The organism is Luteibacter jiangsuensis (assembly GCF_030812295.1).
Taxonomy (GTDB): domain Bacteria; phylum Pseudomonadota; class Gammaproteobacteria; order Xanthomonadales; family Rhodanobacteraceae; genus Luteibacter; species Luteibacter jiangsuensis_A.
On record NZ_JAUSSK010000003.1, the window covers coordinates 117,855 to 136,907 of the forward strand.

At 65.8% G+C, this 19,053-nt stretch carries 16 protein-coding genes; 8 read left to right on the forward strand and 8 right to left on the reverse strand.

Going from position 1 to position 19,053, the window contains the following annotated elements; all coding sequences use genetic code 11:
• Window positions 1-597 precede the first annotated feature (597 nt).
• The 5 genes from J2T07_RS10635 (at window position 598) to J2T07_RS10655 (ending at window position 10,251) form a co-directional block, all read left to right on the forward strand.
• Window positions 598-3,180 (forward strand): TonB-dependent receptor, encoded by a 2,583-nt coding sequence (locus tag J2T07_RS10635; protein ID WP_430539358.1) that lies wholly within the window; start codon window positions 598-600, stop codon window positions 3,178-3,180.
• A complete protein-coding gene (locus tag J2T07_RS10640; protein WP_306849757.1) occupies window positions 3,180-5,834 on the forward strand; it encodes a beta-mannosidase in 2,655 nt (884 codons plus the stop codon). The genes J2T07_RS10635 and J2T07_RS10640 overlap by 1 nt, the downstream gene beginning before the upstream one ends.
• Entirely contained in the window at window positions 5,831-7,267 is a 1,437-nt protein-coding gene (locus J2T07_RS10645; RefSeq protein ID WP_430539344.1) for a glycoside hydrolase family 125 protein, read from the forward strand. The genes J2T07_RS10640 and J2T07_RS10645 overlap by 4 nt, the downstream gene beginning before the upstream one ends.
• 25 nt (window positions 7,268-7,292) lie before the next feature.
• A complete protein-coding gene (locus J2T07_RS10650; RefSeq protein ID WP_306849759.1) occupies window positions 7,293-9,728 on the forward strand; it encodes a GH92 family glycosyl hydrolase in 2,436 nt (811 codons plus the stop codon).
• 91 nt (window positions 9,729-9,819) lie between these two features.
• Window positions 9,820-10,251 (forward strand): hypothetical protein, encoded by a 432-nt coding sequence (locus J2T07_RS10655; RefSeq protein ID WP_306849761.1) that lies wholly within the window; start codon window positions 9,820-9,822, stop codon window positions 10,249-10,251.
• On the opposite strand, the gene J2T07_RS10660 is transcribed toward J2T07_RS10655, so the two are convergent.
• The 3 genes from J2T07_RS10660 to crcB all read right to left on the reverse strand — a co-directional run bounded on the left by J2T07_RS10660 (window position 10,226) and on the right by crcB (window position 12,288).
• Window positions 10,226-10,435 carry a hypothetical protein gene (locus J2T07_RS10660; protein ID WP_306849763.1) on the reverse strand — a complete coding sequence of 70 codons (210 nt, stop codon included), beginning with the start codon at window positions 10,433-10,435 and terminating at the stop codon, window positions 10,226-10,228. The genes J2T07_RS10655 and J2T07_RS10660 overlap by 26 nt on opposite strands.
• A gap of 288 nt (window positions 10,436-10,723) precedes the next feature.
• Complete coding sequence (gene cfa, locus J2T07_RS10665) at window positions 10,724-11,848, reverse strand: cyclopropane fatty acyl phospholipid synthase (RefSeq protein WP_306849765.1); 1,125 nt, start codon at window positions 11,846-11,848, stop codon at window positions 10,724-10,726.
• A gap of 47 nt (window positions 11,849-11,895) precedes the next feature.
• The gene (gene crcB / locus J2T07_RS10670) at window positions 11,896-12,288 is read right to left on the reverse strand and encodes a fluoride efflux transporter CrcB (protein WP_306849767.1); all 393 of its coding nucleotides are present in this window, start codon (window positions 12,286-12,288) and stop codon (window positions 11,896-11,898) included.
• A gap of 115 nt (window positions 12,289-12,403) precedes the next feature.
• Here crcB and J2T07_RS10675 point away from each other — a divergent pair, with 115 nt between their 5' ends.
• Window positions 12,404-13,693 carry a multidrug effflux MFS transporter gene (locus J2T07_RS10675; protein ID WP_306849769.1) on the forward strand — a complete coding sequence of 430 codons (1,290 nt, stop codon included), beginning with the start codon at window positions 12,404-12,406 and terminating at the stop codon, window positions 13,691-13,693.
• 16 nt (window positions 13,694-13,709) lie between these two features.
• Here the strand turns inward: J2T07_RS10675 and J2T07_RS10680 are convergent, their stop codons facing one another.
• The 5 genes from J2T07_RS10680 to J2T07_RS10700 are packed head-to-tail and all read right to left on the reverse strand — an operon-like array spanning window position 13,710 to window position 16,730.
• Window positions 13,710-14,219, reverse strand: a complete 510-nt coding sequence (locus J2T07_RS10680; RefSeq protein WP_306849772.1) for a hypothetical protein — start codon at window positions 14,217-14,219, stop codon at window positions 13,710-13,712.
• A gap of 7 nt (window positions 14,220-14,226) precedes the next feature.
• A complete protein-coding gene (gene minE, locus J2T07_RS10685) occupies window positions 14,227-14,511 on the reverse strand; it encodes a cell division topological specificity factor MinE (RefSeq protein ID WP_306849774.1) in 285 nt (94 codons plus the stop codon).
• 2 nt (window positions 14,512-14,513) lie between these two features.
• Window positions 14,514-15,326, reverse strand: a complete 813-nt coding sequence (gene minD / locus J2T07_RS10690; protein WP_306849776.1) for a septum site-determining protein MinD — start codon at window positions 15,324-15,326, stop codon at window positions 14,514-14,516.
• 37 nt (window positions 15,327-15,363) lie between these two features.
• Complete coding sequence (gene minC, locus J2T07_RS10695) at window positions 15,364-16,137, reverse strand: septum site-determining protein MinC (protein ID WP_306849778.1); 774 nt, start codon at window positions 16,135-16,137, stop codon at window positions 15,364-15,366.
• On the reverse strand, window positions 16,134-16,730 hold the full coding sequence (locus J2T07_RS10700) for a GNAT family N-acetyltransferase (protein ID WP_306849780.1): 597 nt from the start codon (window positions 16,728-16,730) through the stop codon (window positions 16,134-16,136). Before J2T07_RS10700 ends, minC begins: the two co-directional genes overlap by 4 nt.
• 191 nt (window positions 16,731-16,921) lie before the next feature.
• Between J2T07_RS10700 and J2T07_RS10705 the strand changes: the two genes are divergently transcribed.
• A complete protein-coding gene (locus J2T07_RS10705; RefSeq protein ID WP_306850675.1) occupies window positions 16,922-18,187 on the forward strand; it encodes a sensor histidine kinase in 1,266 nt (421 codons plus the stop codon).
• A complete protein-coding gene (locus J2T07_RS10710) occupies window positions 18,184-18,825 on the forward strand; it encodes a response regulator (RefSeq protein WP_306849782.1) in 642 nt (213 codons plus the stop codon). The genes J2T07_RS10705 and J2T07_RS10710 overlap by 4 nt, the downstream gene beginning before the upstream one ends.
• The last annotated feature ends 228 nt before the right edge of the window (window positions 18,826-19,053 follow it).

Here is a 19,053-nt window from a genome sequence, read left to right on the forward strand (position 1 = left end):
AAAAGAACGCCAAACCCCTTATTTTCGCGCTGCATTGCAGCAAAGCCGGCGGTTTGTGTGCCGCCGTCCTTCCCGATGTCGATGACACGGGGAAAACCCACGGCCGCAAAGCAGCTTAGGACGAGCCGTCGCTTGTATCACGCTTCCATGGATCGATCCAAATCACGCCTGCGAATTTCCGCACTGCACTATTTTTCGCATTTGCCTATTTCCTATTGAAACCGTGACTTACGTCAATCTCCGTGTCTTTAGATCGAGTTAAAAAATCGGTTGACAACGTTGTCATGGGCCCCTAAAAATCCGCTTGGTAACACCACTGCAATGGCGACGACGAAAGCGGGCCGTGCCGGCCACGCAGGGCGATCGCGATAGGGCGCAGGGCGAAAACAAAATCCAGCGGAACGAACGGTAGCGAACGCGGGCGTCAGCCTGCGCGGTGGCGTTCGTTTCCAAGAAGGCACCACGCAGGGAAGGGGGGCGAATGCGCGAGCGTCGTCTCCTTCGCTGTGATCCATTTTCCAGGAGATCGATGTGAACCACCGAATCAGCGCGCTATCCATGGCCATCATGGCTGGCCTGTTCGCCACGGGCAGCGCCATGGCGCAGGACGCGGCCACCCCCGCTCCCGCCGCCACGACGGCGAAGAAGAACGAGCCGGCCGCGACGCCGGGTTCGGAAGCCAGCGTCCAGGACGCCGCCAACCTCAACGGCATCACGGTCACCGGTATCCGGGCCAGCCTGCAGAAGTCGCTCGATCTCAAGCGCAATGCCGATTCGATCGTCGACGCCATCTCCGCGGAAGACGTGGGCAAGTTCCCCGACACCAACGTGGCCGAATCGCTTTCCCACCTGCCGGGCCTCAGTGTCGACCGTAACTTCGGCGAAGGCGACAAGGTCAGCATCCTGGGCACCGACCCGGCGCTGAACCGCCTGATGCTCAATGGCCAGACCGTGGCCTCGACGAACTGGACCTCGGACCCGAACAACCCTGACAGCCGTTCGTTCAACTACAGCCTGCTCGCGTCGGAAATCATCGGCAACGCCCAGGTCTACAAGACCCCGCAGGCGAACATCGACGAAGGCAGCATCGGCGGCACGGTCATCGTCAACACGCGCCGCCCGCTCGACCTGCCGGCGAACACGCTGACCGGCAGCGTGAGCTATGGCTATAACGACCGCGCCGACAAGGGCAAGCCGAACGCCTCGGTGCTGTACAGCTGGAAGAACAAGGACAGCACCTTCGGCGTGATCGGCTCGCTGATGCATTCGGACCGGATCATCGACCGCCAGGGCACCGAGATCTTCGGCTACCAGCGCGTGAACGATCCCACCGACACCAATCCGGACCACCAGTTCAACCCGGCGGTGGTCCCGGCGGACGCGAAGGGCGTGTATCCCACCGCCATCAACACGGCGTGGTTCCAGCAGCGCCGCACGCGCGACGGCGTGTCGACCGGCCTGCAATGGAAGCCGAACGACGCGTTCGAGCTGAACTTCACCGGCCTGTACGTCACCGAGAAGTTCAACAACTTCAACCAGAGCCATTACGGCGAGTGGTCCGGTTCGGCCGCCAACGCCACCGCGCTGGGCTTCAACAACGGCGTCGCCACCAGTGGCAGCTACAACGCCAACACCTCGACCTACCTCGACGGCTACGAGCGCGATTCGACGGTGAACACGGGCGTCGCACAGCTGCGCGCGGACTGGTTCGGTGACGGCTGGACCGCGTCGAGCCAGATCGGCTACACCGGTTCCACCGGCGGTTCCGACGGCATCTGGAACATGCAGTTCCAGGGCTTCGGCGGTTTCGACTGGAACCTCAAGGGCCAGCATCCGCAGATCAACTACAACAGCGCGGACGACGCCTCCGCGATGCTGGCCCATGGCGCCGGCTACAGCTACGCGCCGAGCTACGACCGCGAGCGCTACTTCCAGGCCGACTTCGCCCACGACGTCAGCTGGGGGCCGCTGAACCAGATCGAGGTCGGTATCAAGGCGACCAACCACCTGGACGGCCAGGACGCCTACGCGGCGCGCCTGCCCAGCCAGGATGGCAGCGGTGTCTCGCTGGCCGACTTCGCCAACGGCGGCACGCCCAGCGGCTACCTCGACGGCCTGAGCTCCTCCGGCAACATGGGCAACTGGACCACGATCGATCCGGGCCTGATGAAGGCCTACGTGCAGAGCCTGAAGAACGGCACGGTGTCCCTCGACCCGAAGGCCACCTACAGCGTCGCGGAGCAGAACCGCGCGTTCTACATCCAGGGCGACTTCGCCGGCGACGACTATCGCGGCAACCTCGGCGTGCGCTACTTCCGTACCCGCGATACCGTGAACGGTTACAACGCCATCGGTCCGGACGTCTACGGCGCCGTGAACAAGCGCAGCACGTACCACGACTGGCTGCCCTCGTTCAACATCGCCTACGACGCGGCCGACGACCTGACCCTGCGCTTCGCGGCGGCCAAGACCATCGCCCGCCCGCGCTACCAGCAGATGACGCCGTACGTGGCGCTGGACGACCGCACGCTGACCGGCTCGCGTGGCAATACCGATCTGGGCCCGTACAAGTCGACCAACTATGGCGCGTCGGCCGAGTGGTACTTCTCGGAGAACAGCGTGCTCGCCGCCGAACTGTTCTTCCGTCGCATCTCCGGCTATATCCTCAACACCAATGTCGCCGAGACGCACTACAACCTGACCAACCTGCGTGACGACGTGTACCAGATGCAGGTGCCGATCAACGCCGGCGTGGCCAAGGTGAAGGGCGCCTCGCTCAGCTACCAGCAGAACTTCCGCTACGGCTTCGGCTTCCTCGCCAACTACACCTACTCCGACGCGGACACCAGCAACGACTTCCCGTTGCCGTACAACTCGAAGAACTCGTTCAACCTGTCGCCGTTCTACGAGCAGGGCCCGTGGAGCGCTCGCCTGACCTACAGCTGGCGTTCGTCGTACTTCACCTCGATCGCCCAGTTGCAGTCGCAGCAGATCACGGGCATCTTCCGTGAACTCGATGCTTCCGTGGGGTACCAGGTGAACGATCACATCCGCGTGTCGCTCGACGCCACCAACCTGCTGGACGAGACGTACTTCGTCTACAACAACACGCCGAGCCAGCCGCTCAATGCGTACAAGAACGGCCGCACGTACATGATGACGCTGGGCTTCAAGCTGTGATGCGCCGCGCGTCGCTGGCGTTGGCGGCCTGGCTCATCGCCGGCGCCGCCGGCGCGGCCACGCCGGTGGAGAAAGACCTCTCCGCCGGCTGGCGGTTCCGCCTCGCTCCCGGGGCGGAGGACCAGCACGCGCGAACGATGTCCTGCAATGGATCCTGCGAGCGTTTCCGGGACTGGCAACCGGCCGTCGTGCCGGGTGCCGTCCAGACGGACCTGCTGGCGCAAGGGCGGATCGGCGATCCGTTCTGGCGCGACAACGAGGCCGGCCTGCAATGGATCGGCCTCACCGACTGGGATTACCAGTTGGATTTCCAACTCGACGCGGCCGCGCTGAAGCGCGACCACGTCGATCTCGTTTTCGATGGCCTCGACACGTTCGCCGAGGTCAGCCTCAACGGCAAGAAGCTGCTCGCGGCGGACAACATGTTCCGCCGCTGGCGCCTGCCGGTGAAGGGCAGCCTGCACGCCGGCACCAACACGCTGCAGGTGCATTTCCAATCCCCGATCGCACGGCTCCAGCCCTGGCTGACGAAGCAGCCGTACTCGTTGCCGGGTGAATTCGACTCGGCGTTCGGTGACGAACCCAAGGGCAAGCAAACCTCCAACTACGTTCGCAAGGCGAACTACCAGTACGGCTGGGACTGGGGTCCGCGTTACGTCACCATGGGTATCTGGCGCCCGGTCCGGCTGGAAAGCTGGGATGGCTGGCGCGTGGCGGACCTGCATATCGCCCAGGCGAAGGTCGACGAGGCCGCGGCCGACCTGCAGGTGCAACTCGATGTCCGCGCGGACAAGCCCGGCCGTGCCAAGGTGAAGGTCGACTGGACCGCGCCCGATGGCCGCCATGGCGAACAAACGCAGGATGTCGCGCTGAAGGCAGGCGAGAACCCTATCACCGTGCCGGTGGCCATCGACCGTCCGCAGCGCTGGTGGCCGGTGGGTTACGGCGAGCCGAACCTCTACCGCTTCCATGCCGCGGTCGCCATCGATGGCGCGACCGTCGCCGAGGCGGAGCGGGAAACCGGCCTGCGCAGCGTGGAGCTGCGCCGGGAGAAGGACCAGTGGGGCAGGGGCTTCGCCTTCGTGGTCAATGGCGTGCCGATCTTCGCCAAGGGTGCCAACCTCATTCCGTTCGACAGCTTTCCCTCCCGCGTGACGCCCGAACGGATGCAGGCGATCCTGCAGTCGGCACACGACGCCAACATGAACATGCTGCGCATGTGGGGCGGCGGCACGTACCAGGACGACGCCTTCTACGCGATGGCGGACCGGCTCGGCCTGATGATCTGGCAGGACTTCATGTTCGGTGGCGCGATCACGCCGTATGACGATGCCTTCCGCGAGAACACGCGTATCGAGGCGGTGGAGCAGGTCACGCGACTGCGCGACCATCCGTCGATCGTGCTGTGGGCGGGTAACAACGAAGTGCAGACCGGCTGGGACGACTGGCCGGATCGCCAGGATTTCCGCAAGTTCGTCAACGCCGACGAGGTCAAGCGGATCGACGACGGGATGCGCGAACTCTTCGGCGGCACCTTGCGCAAGGTGGTGAACGAGCTGTCGCCGGGCACGCCTTACTGGGCCAGTTCGCCGAGCACCGATTTCGAAGGCCCCGCCAACGTCGAGAACGATGGCGACTTCCATTATTGGAAGGTCTGGTCCGGGTCCGAGCCCATCTCCCACTACCTCGATATCACTCCGCGCTTCCAGTCCGAATACGGCCTGCAATCGTTCCCGGTGATGGCCACGATCAAGGCATTCGCCCAACCGGACGACATGCAGCCCGAGTCGAAGGTGATGCGTGCGCACCAGAAATTCGCCAATGGCGACGGTAACCAGCGCTTGCTGCTGTACATTCGCCAGGAATACGGCGAACCGAAGGATTTTCCCTCGTTCGTATACCTGAGCCAGGTGATGCAGGCAGAGGGCATCGAGCTGGCGGCGGAGCACCTGCGCAGCGCGCGCCCGCGCAACATGGGCTCGCTGTACTGGCAGCTCAACGACGTATGGCCCGGCGCATCGTGGGCCAGCGTCGACTACTTCAACCGCTGGAAGGCCTTGCAGTTCCACGCCAAGCGCTTCTACGCGCCGGTGGACGTGGTGCCGCTGCGCAGGGACGGCAAGACGGATGTCTTCGCCGTGTCCGACCGCACCGCGGCTTTCGACGCCACGCTGCGCACCCGTGTCTACGACATGGCCGGCAAGCTGCTGAGCGAAGAGAGCAAGTCCGTACATGCCACCGCGTTGTCCAGCACGCCGGTCGCCAGCCTCGACGACGCCGCCCTGCTCAAGGGTGCCGATCCGCGACACACCGTGGTGTCGTTCGACTTGCTGGAGCAAGGCAAGGTCGCCGCGCATCACCTGCTTTACTTCGGCGCCGCGCGCACGCTTGCCTTGCCTGCGCAACCGGGGCTCGAAATCGCGGTTCGCGCCGGTGACCGGGGTCCGCTGCTGAGCGTGAGCACGAAGCGCCTCGCCCGCGCGGTATGGATCGATACCGGTGACCTCGACGTGCGTCTGTCGAACAACGCCTTCGACCTGCTGCCGGGCGAGAGCGTCGAGATCGCCGTCGACGGCAAGGTCGACATCGACGCGCTTCGCCGCGCGGTCACGATACGTTCGCTCGTGGATGCCCTGAAGGAGACCAAGCCGTGAACCCAAGCCGCCGTAACCTGATCAAGTGGCTGTCGCTCGTGCCTGGCGCGGCGGCGGTCGGTGGAGTCGGCACGGTGGCCTTCGCCGCCTCGCGCTTCCCGAGCAAGCGTCCGTCCGTGGGCAAGCGCAAGTTTACCAGCGAGGCGGTGGAACGCCTGATCGCTTCGACGAAGAAGAAGATCGCCGACCCCGAACTGGCCTGGCTGTTCGAGAACTGTTTCCCGAACACGCTCGATACCACGGTGGAAGTCGGCCGCCTCGATGGCTACGAGGACACCTTCGTCGTCACCGGCGACATCGACGCGATGTGGTTGCGCGATTCCTCCGCGCAGGTCTGGCCATACTTGCCGCTGGCGGCGAAGGACGAAGCCCTGCGCAAGCTGTTCCGCGGGCTGATCCGCCGCCAGTCGCGTTGTATCTCGATCGATCCCTATGCGAACGCCTTCCTTCCCGACCCCAAGGGCAAGAGCAAGCTGGAGTGGGCGCAGGCCGACCAGACCGACATGCTGCCTGGCGTGGCGGAACGTAAGTGGGAGATCGATTCGCTTTGCTACCCTGTGCGCCTGGCGCACGGTTATTGGCAGGCCACGGGCGATCGCGAGCCGTTCGACGAATCCTGGCGCGCCGCGACACGGCTCATCGTCACCACCTTCCGTACGCAGCAGCGCAAGGACGGTACCGGTCCTTATCATTTCCAGCGGCAGTCGCCTAATCCGACCGAAAGCCAGTTCCTCCACGGCTACGGCCAGCCGACGCGTCCTGTGGGCATGATCCACGCGATGTTCCGGCCCTCGGACGACGCGACGCTGTATCCGTTCAACATCCCCGGCAACCTCTTCGCCGTGGTGACCCTGCGCCGCCTCGCGCAGATGCATGGCACGTTCTTCGGCGACCAGGCATTCGCCGGTGAATGCCATGCGCTGGCCGACGAGATCGCTGGCGCGGTGGAAAAGTACGGCACGATCCGGGGCGAGCATGGCGATTACTGGGCCTACGAAGTGGACGGCTATGGAAACCAGCTGTTCATGGACGACGCCAACGTGCCGAGCCTGCTCGCGCTGCCCTACCTGGAATGCACGGGCCGCGACGCGCGCTACGAGCGCACGCGCGCGCAGGTCTGGAGCGCGGCGAATCCGTACTTCTTCAAGGGCTCGGCCGGTGAGGGCATCGGTGGCCCGCACGAGGGCCTGCGCATGATCTGGCCGATGTCGATCATGATGAAAGCCTTCACCACCGACGATACGGCCGAGATCCGCCAGTGCCTGCACTGGCTGAAGACGACCCACGCCGGTACCGGCTTCATGCACGAAGCGTTCGACCAGGACGACCCGAAGCAATTCACCCGCTCGTGGTTCGCCTGGGCCAATACCTTGTTCGGCGAGCTGGTGGTCCATCTGGCCGACAAGCAACCCGATTCCCTGCGGCGCGTCTGACACGCCGCCCGAACTGGAGCGATTCATGGTTACCCGTCGACGTTTTCTGCAAGGGATGGCTGCCTTCACGGCACTGGGTCAGGTCGGTTCCCTCACCGCCCTGGCCAGTGGCGTGCAAGAAGGCCTGGACGCGTCCTCCGCCAGCGGCGGCACCGCTGCGGAGGGTGTCTTGCGTTACGTCGACGTCTTCGTCGGCACGGGCGGCCACGGTCACACCTTTCCCGGTGCGACCCGGCCGTTCGGCATGGTCCAGCTGAGCCCGGACACGTACAACGCGCAGTGGGACGCCTCGTCCGGCTACCACCAGGGTGACGGCTCGATCATGGGGTTCTCGCACACGCACCTGTCCGGCACCGGCGCCGCCGACATGCTCGATTTCCTGGTGATGCCCTCGATGGGACCGGTACGCCTGCAGCCTGGCGACCGCGACTTCGACGGTGTGAACTACGTGTCCCGTTTCGATGCGAAGCGCCAGGGCGACGGCAAGCCGGAGAAGGGCTACAAGACGGGCGTGAAGGGCTACCGTTCGCATTACACGAACGAGTCGGCGCATCCGGGCTACTACCGGGTGAAGCTCACCCAGCACGACATCCTCGCCGAACTCACGGCCACGCTGCGCACGGGCATGCACCGCTACACCTTCGGCAAGGAGGGCGATGCCCATCTGCTGCTGGACATGACCCACGGCTACCAGGACGACATGGACAAGCCGACCCGGCTCAGCGACGTGGAACTCACGCTGGTCGGCAACGACACGATCGTCGGTGGCCGGCGCGTGTACCAGTGGGCGAGTGGGCGTGTCATCTATTTCGCGATGAAGGTTTCGCGCCCGATCGCCATCGCCACCCTGTACGAGAACGACAAGCCGCTGCCGAAGGGCACGGCCACCGCCAAGGGCGACCACCTCAAGGCGGCCCTGCATTTCGACAAGGCGTCGAGCGAGCCGCTGCTGGTGAAGGTCGGCATTTCCGGCGTGGACATCGACGGCGCCATGCGCAACCTCGAAGGCGAGATCCCGGGTTGGGACTTCGACGGCGTGCGTGCCTCGGCCGAGGCGGAGTGGGAACACGAGCTGTCGAAGATCCGTGTCGCGTCGTCGTCGGACAAGGTGAAGCGCACGTTCTACAGCTCGCTGTACCACACGATGCTCGCGCCCACCGTGTTCAGCGACATCGACGGCCGCTACCGTGGCATGGACCGCGCGGTGCACACGCTGCCCGAGGGCCGGCACAACTACAGCACCTATTCCCTGTGGGATACCTATCGCGCCGAGCATCCGCTGTTCACCCTGTACCAGTCCGAGCGCGTGCCAGACCTGGTCGATGGACTCGTCCGCCTCGCCGTGGAAAGCCCCAGTGGCGCGCCGGTATGGCCGCTGCAAGGCGTGGAGACGGTCTGCATGATCGGCTACCACTCGGCCGTGGTGCTGGCCGAGGCACAGGCCAAGGGCTTCACCGGGATCGATTACATGAAGGCGTGGCCGGTGTTCCGTCGCCGGGCCATGCAGGACGACTACTTCGGCCTGCCTTATTACCGCAAGCTCGGCTATATCCCCAGCGAGAAGGAAGGCGAGGCGGTCAGCAAGACACTGGAATACGCCTATGACGACTGGGCGGTGGCGCACATGGCCGAGGCGCTCGGGCACGGCGACGACGCGTCGCTGCTGCGCAAGCGCTCGCAGAACTACCGCAACGTGTTCGACAAGGATACGCAGTTCATGCGTCCCCGCGCCGAAGACGGCACCTGGCTGCAACCCTTCGATCCGATCGCCATCGGCCATTCGAACCGCTGGCGTGACTTCACCGAATCGAACGCATGGCAGGCCACCTTCCTCAATCAGCACGACGTGTATAACTACATGGGCCTGTTCGGTGGCGAGGAAGGCTTCGAGAAGAAGCTCGATGGCTTGTTCAATGCCGACCCGACCCTGCCGGACAATGCACCGCCAGACATCGCCGGCATGGTCGGCCAGTACGCCTTCGGCAACGAGCCGGGCCACCACATGCCCTATCTCTATGCGTACACCGGCGCCCATCACAAGACGCAGGCGCGCGTGCGCATGCTGCTCGAGACCATGTACCTGCCCGAGCCCGATGGCCTCCCCGGCAACGAGGACTGCGGCCAGATGAGCGCCTGGTACGTGATGAGCGCCATGGGCCTGTATGCGGTGGACCCGGTCAGCACGAACTACGTTTTCGGCAGCCCGCTGCTCGACCGCGCGGAAGTGCAGGTCGGCGGTGGCCGTGTCCTGGTCATCGAGGCAAAGGACAACGGCCCCGGCCGCCCGTACATCCAGTCGGTCAGCTGGAACGGCAAGCCGTGGACGAAGAGCTGGATCCCCCACAAGGAACTGGCCGCCGGCGGTACGCTGAGCTTCGTCATGGGCGATGTGCCGAACGAGTCCTTCGGCAAGGCCGGAGCCGACCGCCCACCGTCGTTCGGCGAACCGGCGAAGGCGTAGCCCGGCCCCGGGTTCGCCGTTCACGGTCGGTAGACCCTCGTACCGACACTCTGACCCGGCCGGGAGGATCCGGCTGGGGAAGGGGAGCGCCATGTCGTACGCGGGACGCATGTATTTTCGGGCCTATCTGCCGGGCGTGCTGGCCCTTGCCGGTGGCGCACTCGCCGCCGCCGGCCTGAAGGCGGCGCAACAGTTGCCGGGCGAATTCGGCACCCTTTCCCTCTATTCGAACCTGCCGGGCTGGACGTTCGCGAGTGGCCTCGCTGTCGCGCTGAGCGTCGCCGCGGTGCAGACCGTGCGCCTTCGCCTGTGGGAGCGCGGCGCCATCGCCGGCTGCTACGTGTGCGGTTGCCTGCTCGGCGTGCCACGCGCGGCGCGGCGCGGGTTGGGCATGACCCGGCATTGCCTGGGGTGTGGCAAGGTGCACGGCGTGAACCATCGGCTCTCGCCGAAGGTGGTTCCGCTGGCGGTGGCCGTGAAGGACACCGCCGCGCCGGTCAGGAGCGTACGTTCGTCACCGTGATGCGATGGCCGATGCGCTCGAGCAACGCGCGCAGCGCCTCGGCGTCTTCCAGGCTCGTGTCGTCCTCTAGCGACAGCCACACGGTGTCGCCGGACAGGCCGTGCACTTTTTCGTTGAACTCGATCTCGATGGCGACCTTTCCGCCCGGCTGGACCACCGATACCTCGAAGTTACGCTGCTGCACGCCCTGTATTCCCCTGGTGGACTGACTGGATGGGTTAGGTGTGCATTTTACCGGTACGGCGGGGAAAGTGCTGCCCGCGACGGGTGATACGTGAACCGTGGCACGTTCACGCGGCGCCTTGTGGTCGCCGGGCTAGTCATAGGCACGCCCGAGTGGCGCGGCCACGTCTTCCAGTGAGCGGCGTTCTGCCGCGATCCCGAGCAGCACCGCGGCCGCCGCGCCGACCAGCATGAGAAAGGCGCCGGCGATCATGCCCCCGACCCTAAGGGGCGAGAAGTCATGGAGACGTCAGCGCGGGACCCGGTAGCCGCCCGGTACGCCCTGGGGCGACAGGGTGAGTTGCCACAACTGGTCGCGGCGGCTGCGGAACACGCCGGCCGAGCAGCCCAGGTAGAAACGCCACATGCGGCGGAAGCGCTCGTCGTAGCTGTTCGAAAGCCGTGGCCACGCCGCCTCGAAGTTGGCCATCCACGCCATGAGTGTACGGTCGTAGTCGGCGCCGAAGTTGTGCCAGTCCTCGACCACGAAGAGACCTTCCAGCGCGGAGGCGACCTGGCTCATGGCGGGGATCACCGAGTTGGGGAAGATGTATTTCTCGATCCATGGATCCGGCCGCCCCGGCGCGCCGTTGCTGCCGATGCTGTGCAGCAGGGCGAGGCCATCCGCGTGCAGGCAGCGCCGGGCCACCTCGAACCAGGTCCTGTAGTTCTTGCCACCGACGTGCTCGAACATGCCGACGGAAAGGATGGCATCGAAGCGCTCGTCCAGTTCGCGGTAGTCCTGCAGGCGTATTTCCACGGGTAGGCCCTCGCACAGCGCACGGGCGTATTCCGCCTGCTCCTTCGATATGGTGACGCCGACGCCGCTCACGCCGTAGCGCTCCGCCGCGAATTTCAGCGCCTCGCCCCAGCCACAGCCGATATCGAGGATGCGCTGGCCCGGTTTCAACTGGAGCTTTCGGCAGATGAGGTCGAGCTTGGCTTCCTGCGCGTCGTCGAGGTTGCCGGCCTGGGCCCAGTAGCCGCATGAATACACCAGGCGCTTGCCGAGCATGGCCTCGAACAGGTCGTTGCCCAGGTCGTAATGCTGGCGGCCCACTTCCCAGGCGTGCTCGCCGCGCTGGAGGTTGAGGAAGCGCGCCTTGAGGTGGGCGATCAGCGTGTCGAGCGTGCGCAGCGAGTCGTCGATGTGCGATGACAGCACGCGGGTGAAGAAACCGGACATGTCGGCGACATCCCACCAGCCGTCCATGTACGACTCGCCGAGTCCGAGCGAGCCGTGGGCGAATACGCGGGCGTAGGTGCGCTCGTCGTGGATCGCGATGTCGGTGGGGCGGCTGCCGCCGATGGTGACTCCCGCGTGCTCGAGGAGATCCTGTGCACGTGCCTTGAGAGAAGAAGGATCGTGGCTCATCGAATGATTCCCTGGTGACCCTGTCGCCGCTCCGCGCGGCGTTGCGCCTACTGGAAGTGCTTCAATACCCCGCGTGCGATGGTCAGCCCGGCGATCGTCATGACGATCGAGCCGACCAGGTTGGAGCCGACATGCGCGGCGAACCAGCCGTACTGCTGGCGCAGCAACAGGCCGGTAGTTTCGGCCGAGAAGGTCGAAAAAGTCGTGAGGCCGCCGAGAAATCCGGTAGCGACCAGCAGGCGCGCCTCGGCGGGCAGCGTCTGGAAATGGTCGAACACGCCGAGGGTCAGACCCATGAGGAAGCCGCCGAGCAGGTTGGCGGCAAGGGTCCCCAACGGAAGCGTGGGGAACAGGGGGTTGAATACCACGGCCAGCCACCAACGCAGCCAGCAGCCCAGCATGCCGCCTATCCCGACGGCCAGGAAACCGGTGTAACCCACGTTACCCCCGATGGAGATCGATGGATCGATTATGGGCCTTCGCCTGCCCGACGGCGAGCGCCTGGCCTCCAGCCGCTATACTCGCAAGACTTCCCCCGCACGGCCTTGCAGGACCATGTCCTCCGCGACCCGCGATCCGCGTCGCCATTTGCCGTTATTGCTCGCGGCCCTGTCGATGATCGGGCCATTCTCGATCGATGCCATCTTTCCAGGCTTTCCGGATATCGGTCGCGACTTCGGCGTGGGCGACGTCGCCTTGCAGCAGTTGCTCAGCGTGTACCTGCTCGCCTATGCGGTGATGAGCCTGTTCCACGGCGCGCTTTCCGACGCCTATGGACGCAAGCCCGTGATCGTCACGGCCATGGCCATCTACACCGTCGCCTCGGTGGGTGCCGCGCTGGCCCCGAGCTTCACTTTCCTCCTGTGCTGCCGCGTGTTGCAAGGCATGTGCGGCGGCGCCGGCATCGTGGTGGGCCGCGCCGTGGTCCGCGACACGATGCACGGCGAGGAAGCGCAACGGATGATGTCCAAGGTGATGATGATCTTCGGCATCGCGCCGGCGATCGCTCCCATCGTGGGTGCCTGGCTGCTCGGCATCGACGGCTGGCGCGGCATCTTCTGGGCCCTGTCGGCGTTCACGACGGCGCTGACCCTCGGCGTCGCGTATTTCCTGGTGGAATCGCACCCCGGGGATCGGCGCACGGTGTTTCGTCCGCGTCCGCTGCTTGCCGGCTACCTGCGCATCGCCCACGACCTGCCGTTCTGGCCACTGGCGCTGGCGAGTTCGGTGAATTTCGCCGGGTTGTTCCTCTACATCGCCTCGGCGCCTCACGTGATCCGTGACCTGCTCCACCTGGGCGCGGACGGATTTCCCTGGCTGTTCGCGCCCGTGGTGACGGGCATGGTCACGGGTGCCTTCATCTCCGGCCGGGTGGCGGGGCGGGTGAGCGCGGCGCGGACCGTCGCGTGGGGCTATACGGCGATGCTGTCCTCCTGCGCCATCAACCTGGTCCTTGCGTTGACACTGGATGCCCCACGCGTGCCATGGTCGACGGTGCCGCTGGTGCTCTACGGCTGTGGCGTGCAACTGGCCTTCCCCACGCTGACCCTGCTCCTGCTCGATCGCTTTCCCGAGCAACGCGGCGGCGTGTCATCGGTGCAGGCCTTCGGCAGCCTGATCCTCACGGCATTGGTCGCGGGCGTGCTTTCGCCGGCGCTCTCGGGCGGCATGCTGACTCTCGGCATAGGCGCCACGTCGCTCTGCCTGCTTGGACTGGCCGCCTGGGTTTCTTATGTCCACCTCGAACGCCGCGGCTCGGTGGGAGCCGACCTTGTCGGCGATCCCGCGGCAGCGGGCAAGATTACCGCAGGCATCCATCGCCGACAGGGTCGGCTCCCACCTTAAGCGGCTCCCCGGTCGATCAGCCGACGGGCAGGCCACGTGCGCGAAGGAACGCCTGTGCTTCGGCGGCGTCGTGTTCGAACCAGGCACGGGTGGAGCCGAGGCGGTAGGTGTAGCCCCAGCGGTCCATGTCTTCCATGAGTCGCGCGGAACCTACCGAGGGCAGGTGGCCGGCGAGGACGATCTGCAGGTAGCAGGTGGCGTCTTCTTCTTCGATGGAGTCGGTGGCATCCGTGTGCACCAGTGCGCGTTTCTCCTCGGGAAGCACGAGGAGGTGGCAGGCTTCGTGGAGCAGCGAGTGCACCGGCGTATCGGCGCGGGCATAGACCGTCGTGCCGATGATGCCGGCCTCGGTGTCACCCCAGAAACTGCCGGGAATGGCTTCGCCGTCGGCGATGGCCACGAGTTCGAGGCCATGGCGTGCAAGCAGGGTGCGCGGCTCGTCGAAACCGATCTCGCCGACGCGCAGGACGGCGTCGGCGGGATCGGTGCCGGGCGGCGTGGCGGCCCCGGCCGGATGGTCGCCCATGGGTGGATCAGCTGGCCGAGGCGGCCGGCTTGCCCACGACCTTGCCATCGGGCAGGGCGACGGAAAGCTCCAGCACCTCGTGGCCACTGTCGCGTTCGAGGCTGACGTTGACCGCCTCGACATCGACGTTCACGTACTTGCGGATGACTTCGAGCAGCTCGTTGCGCAGCAGCGGCAGGTAATCGGGACCGCCGCGCGTCGAGCGCTCCTGGGCGACGATGATGCGCAGGCGTTCCTTGGCCACGCCCGCGGTCGCTTCGGGCTTGCGCTTCAGGAAATCGAGGATACCCATGCTCAACCTCCGAAGACGCGCTTGAGGAAGCCCTTCTTGACCGGCTCTAGGAAGCGAAGCGGACGCTCTTCGCCGAGGATGCGGGCGACGGTGTCCTTGTAGGCGGCGCCGGCGTTCGAGTTGTCGTCGAGGATCACCGGTACGCCGGCGTTGGACGCGGCGAGCACGTTTTCCGACTCCGGGATGACGCCGACCACGGAGATGCCGAGGATCTCCTCGACGTCCTTGACGCTGAGCATCTCGCCGGCTTCGACGCGGTTGGGGTTGTAACGGGTGAGCAGCAGGTGCTGCTTGATCGGCGCTTCACCCTTTTCGGCGCGGCGGGTCTTGCTCGAGAGCAGGCCGAGGATGCGGTCCGAGTCGCGCACGGAGGAGACTTCCGGGTTGACCACGACCACGGCGTGATCGGCGAAGTACATCGCCAGGTGCGCGCCCTTCTCGATGCCGGCCGGCGAGTCGCAGACGACGAAATCGAAGTTTTCCTTCGCCAGTTCGTCGAGAACTTTCTCGACGCCTTCCTGGGTCAGGGCGTCCTTGTCGCGCGTTTGCGAGGCGGCGAGCACGAAGAGGTTCTCGTGGCGCTTGTCCTTGATCAGCGACTGCTTGAGGGTGGCTTCGCCGTGCACGACATTGACGAAGTCGTACACCACGCGGCGCTCGCAACCCATGATGAGGTCGAGGTTGCGCAAGCCGACGTCGAAGTCGATGACGGCCACCTTCTTGCCCTGCATGGCGAGGCCGGTGGCGAGGGAGGCGCTGGTGGTGGTCTTGCCGACTCCGCCCTTGCCCGAGGTGACGACGATGATTTCAGTCAAGAGATGTCTCCGAGTGTTGCCAGCGACGGCGGCTGCGTCACAGCCGCGCGATCATGAGTTTTCCATTGTCGAGCCAGCATTGCACGGGCTGGCCTTCGAATTCCTTGGGCATGTCTTCGAATACGCGGTAGTGCCCGGCGATCGCGACCAGTTCGGCGCGGAAGTCGGAACAATAGATGCGTGCGGATTCGTCACCCTGCGCGCCGGCCATGGCGCGGCCACGCAGGCTGCCGTAGATGTGGATGGAACCGTCGGCGATCACCTCGGCGCCGTTGGCGACGGTGGCGGTCACCACGAGGTCGCGGTCGCGGGCGTAGACCTGCTGGCCGGAGCGCACGGTGCTGCCGCCGTGGTGCTGCGCGGTGACGGTGCCGCCGCTTTCGACGGCGGGCTCGGCCGGCGCCGTGCCACGCTTGGGTTCCGCCCGGGTTCTGGCGGGCTCGGCCGGCGGCGTTTCGCCCTGGCCGGGCTCGTACTGCGCGCGGAACTTGGCGATCAGGGGCAGGCCCATGCGCTCGGCGAGGGCTTCGGTCTCGCTGGTGCCGTAGGCGATGCCCACGGGCAGCATGCCGGCGCTGCGGATGGCTTCGAGCAGGGCGTCGACCATGCCGTCGTCCGGCAGCTTCGAAAGATGCGAGAGATCGAGCACCACCGCGGCGCGGGAGAACATCTGCGGCGCGGCGCGCACGCGGCGCTCCAGTTCCTCCACCAGGGCGGCGGCGTCGACGCGGCGCACCCGCACGCAGGCGATGCCGACCTGGCCGAAGCGCAGGTCGCAGGCCGCTTCGAGGGATTCGGCGCGGGCGCTCACGCGGCCACCCCTGCGCTGTCGATCGGACGGCGGCGTTCGGCCAGCCATTCCACGGCGGGCAGGCCACCCTGTTCTAGGTAGCGCTCGCGCACGAAGGGAAAACTGGGCAGCTCGCGGGCGAGCAGGCTCACCTTGGGCCCGGTACGGCCCATTTTCTGCTGGCCGACTTCCTGGAAGCCCATGGTGCCGTGGAACAGCACGGTCTGGTCGTTGCGTGGTTCGAGGAAGACCTCGCAGGTCAAAAGTGGCACACGTACCTCGGCATAGCTCTGCACATCGCAATAAAAGATCCGGCCCAGCCCATGGCCGCGCGATTCGGACGCGATCACGATGCGATCGATGTACACGAAGCTTTCGTAATGGGCCTGGAACCAGCGGAAGTTCGGGCTGTCGTATTCGGCGTCGGGACGCATGGCGATCAGGAAACCGAGGATGCGGCCATCCTGTTCGGCGACACGGAAGTAGTGGGCGATTTCGTAAAGGTGGCGCAGGCGGGCGAGGTCCGTGGCGAGGATGCCGGTGCCTGCCTCGTTGTTGAGTGCCAGCACGGCATCCAGGTCGTGCTCGCACACGTCGCGGATGGCAAGGGCCATTCGTTGCTCCGCTTGAGTGTTCTGGAAAAAGACGACCCCCGGGCCGTCGAATGCGCGGCATTATGGCACGCTCCGGCCTCGCCGGGGAGCGCCGTGTGGATGTAAAACCGTTGTAAAGCCGGTGTTTGCCGTGGGCGAGCACGTGACTTCAGTCAGGTGGTGCGGACCGCGTGAAGCCCTATGATGCGGGCATGTCCAAGGTCCAGTTCAATCACGTCCGCCTGCTCAGGTACGCCACGTACTTCGTCTTCCTGTGCGTTGGGCTGCCGCTGTCGATGCAGCGCGCCGGCCATGAGCCCGGGCAGATCGGCGATGTGGCGTTGCTGTCGTGGACGGCCTGCTACCTCGTCTTCGGGCTGGTGTACTGGCTGCTCACCCGCAACCTCGGTTCGCGCGTGGATGGCGCGACCCGGGTGGCCGTGCTGGTGATCCTCACGGGTACCGCGCTGGCGATCGGCGTGCTGAGCAAGAGCGGCGTGGCGGCCCTGCTGCTGATCATCGTGGCGACGGTGGTGCCCTGGCTGGTAAGCCTGCCGATGGGCATCGCCTGGATGGTCGTGGCCCACCTGGCCCTCGTTCCGGTGTTCCTGGAGGTGCCGGGCTTTTCGTTCATCCAGTCGTTGATGCAGGCCTGCCTGTATTTCGGCTTCTCGGCCCTGGTCTTCATCACCTCGATGGTCGCCAGCCAGCAGGCCGACGAGCGGGAGGAGTTGCGCCGGTTGAACTCGGAACTGCGCGCCACCCGAGCCTTGCTGGCGGAATCCACCCGCATCGCGGAGCGGATGCGCATCGCCCGGGACCTGCACGACCTGGTCGGCCACCACCTCACGGCCCTCAGCCTGAACCTGGAAGTGGCCAGCCACCTGACCAACGACACCGCCCGCGAGCACGTGCTGAAGGCACAGAGCACGGCCAAGCAATTGTTGGCGGATGTCCGCGAAGTGGTGAGCGAACTGCGCCAGGACGATGCCATCGACCTCACCCAGGCCTTGCGCAGCCTCACGGAAGGAGTGCCCGGCCTCGACGTGCGGCTGAGCGTACCGCCACGCTTCGGTGTCGAGGACCCGCGCCGCGCGCAGATGTTGCTGCGCTGCGTGCAGGAAATCCTCACCAACACCGTGCGCCACGCCAACGCGCGCCACCTGTGGCTCACCTTCCGCCATACCGGCCCGGACGAACTCTGTCTCGATGCCCGCGACGATGGCCGCGGTAGTGGCGAGTTCCGCCCGGGCAACGGTCTCACCGGCATGCGCGAGCGCCTGGCCGAGTTCGGCGGCAGCGTCACCTTTCGTACCGACCCCGCCGGCGGTTTCGCGCTTACCGCGCGCCTGCCGCTGGGCGAGGAATCCACCCTGGCGCACGCGCCGCCGAGGCCCGTTCTCGATCCCTTGCTCGACGACGAGCCCAGCGATGCGTCGCGTGCCAAACTCTCCGTTCCTTCCGAGGATCTCCCATGATCTCCGTCTGCCTAGTCGACGATCAGAACCTGGTTCGCCAGGGCATTCGTTCCCTGCTCGACCTCGCCGGCGACATTCGTGTCGTCGCGGAATGCGCCGATGGCGCGCAGGCGGTGCAGACCATTCCCCAGGTGCGGCCTGACGTGGTCCTGCTCGACCTGCGCATGCCGAACATGAGCGGCCTCGAGGTGCTCCAGGCCCTGGGTGGACGTAACGAACTGCCGCCGACCATCATCCTCACCACCTTCGACGACGACCAGCTGGTGCTGGCCGGCCTGAAGGCGGGCGCGCGCGGCTATCTCCTCAAGGATGTGTCGCTCGACCAGCTGGTGGAGGCCGTACGCACCGTCGCGGCAGGTGGTTCGCTGGTGGCGCCCATGGTGACCCAGCGGCTCCTGGCCGGCGTGGGCCGGATCCAGAACCAGTTCTCCAGCCTGGAGCAGCCCGATCCGCTCACCGAACGTGAGACCGAGATCCTGCGGCTGCTCTCTGGCGGCTACAGCAACAAGGAGATCGCCAATTCCCTGCGGGTGGCCGAGGGCACGGTGAAGAACCACGTCTCCAATATCCTTTCGAAGCTGGGCGTCCGCGACCGTACCCGCGCCGTCCTGAAGGCCCTGGAGCTGGGAATCGTCTGAGTCCGCGCTGACCGTTCGGTACGAAGCCCGCCACTCCGGCCGAAAATCCGCTTGTGCGCGCTTGCGAAAAAGGGCAGGGGACCCAATGGCGTTCGCCGTCGCGAGCAAGTACCATCGGCTCTTTCGGCGCGGGCGAACCCCTGCCACGGGCCGATTCTTCAGGGGTGAGCGCACGGCGTCCATGGCCGCGCGTGGAACCTGTTCGTAAGACGTTCGGAGAACCGTGGA

Coding starts and splice junctions, on each gene's coding strand:
- J2T07_RS10635 (WP_430539358.1), top strand. CDS start 598: ATGGCGCAGGACGCGGCCACCCCCGCTCCCGCCGCCACGACGGCGAAG.
- J2T07_RS10705 (WP_306850675.1), top strand. CDS start 16,922: ATGTCCAAGGTCCAGTTCAATCACGTCCGCCTGCTCAGGTACGCCACG.
- J2T07_RS10700 (WP_306849780.1), bottom strand. CDS start 16,730: ATGGCCCTTGCCATCCGCGACGTGTGCGAGCACGACCTGGATGCCGTG.
- J2T07_RS10650 (WP_306849759.1), top strand. CDS start 7,293: ATGGTTACCCGTCGACGTTTTCTGCAAGGGATGGCTGCCTTCACGGCA.
- J2T07_RS10675 (WP_306849769.1), top strand. CDS start 12,404: ATGTCCTCCGCGACCCGCGATCCGCGTCGCCATTTGCCGTTATTGCTC.
- minE (WP_306849774.1), bottom strand. CDS start 14,511: ATGGGTATCCTCGATTTCCTGAAGCGCAAGCCCGAAGCGACCGCGGGC.
- J2T07_RS10640 (WP_306849757.1), top strand. CDS start 3,180: ATGCGCCGCGCGTCGCTGGCGTTGGCGGCCTGGCTCATCGCCGGCGCC.
- J2T07_RS10710 (WP_306849782.1), top strand. CDS start 18,184: ATGATCTCCGTCTGCCTAGTCGACGATCAGAACCTGGTTCGCCAGGGC.
- cfa (WP_306849765.1), bottom strand. CDS start 11,848: ATGAGCCACGATCCTTCTTCTCTCAAGGCACGTGCACAGGATCTCCTC.
- J2T07_RS10680 (WP_306849772.1), bottom strand. CDS start 14,219: ATGGGCGACCATCCGGCCGGGGCCGCCACGCCGCCCGGCACCGATCCC.
- J2T07_RS10655 (WP_306849761.1), top strand. CDS start 9,820: ATGTCGTACGCGGGACGCATGTATTTTCGGGCCTATCTGCCGGGCGTG.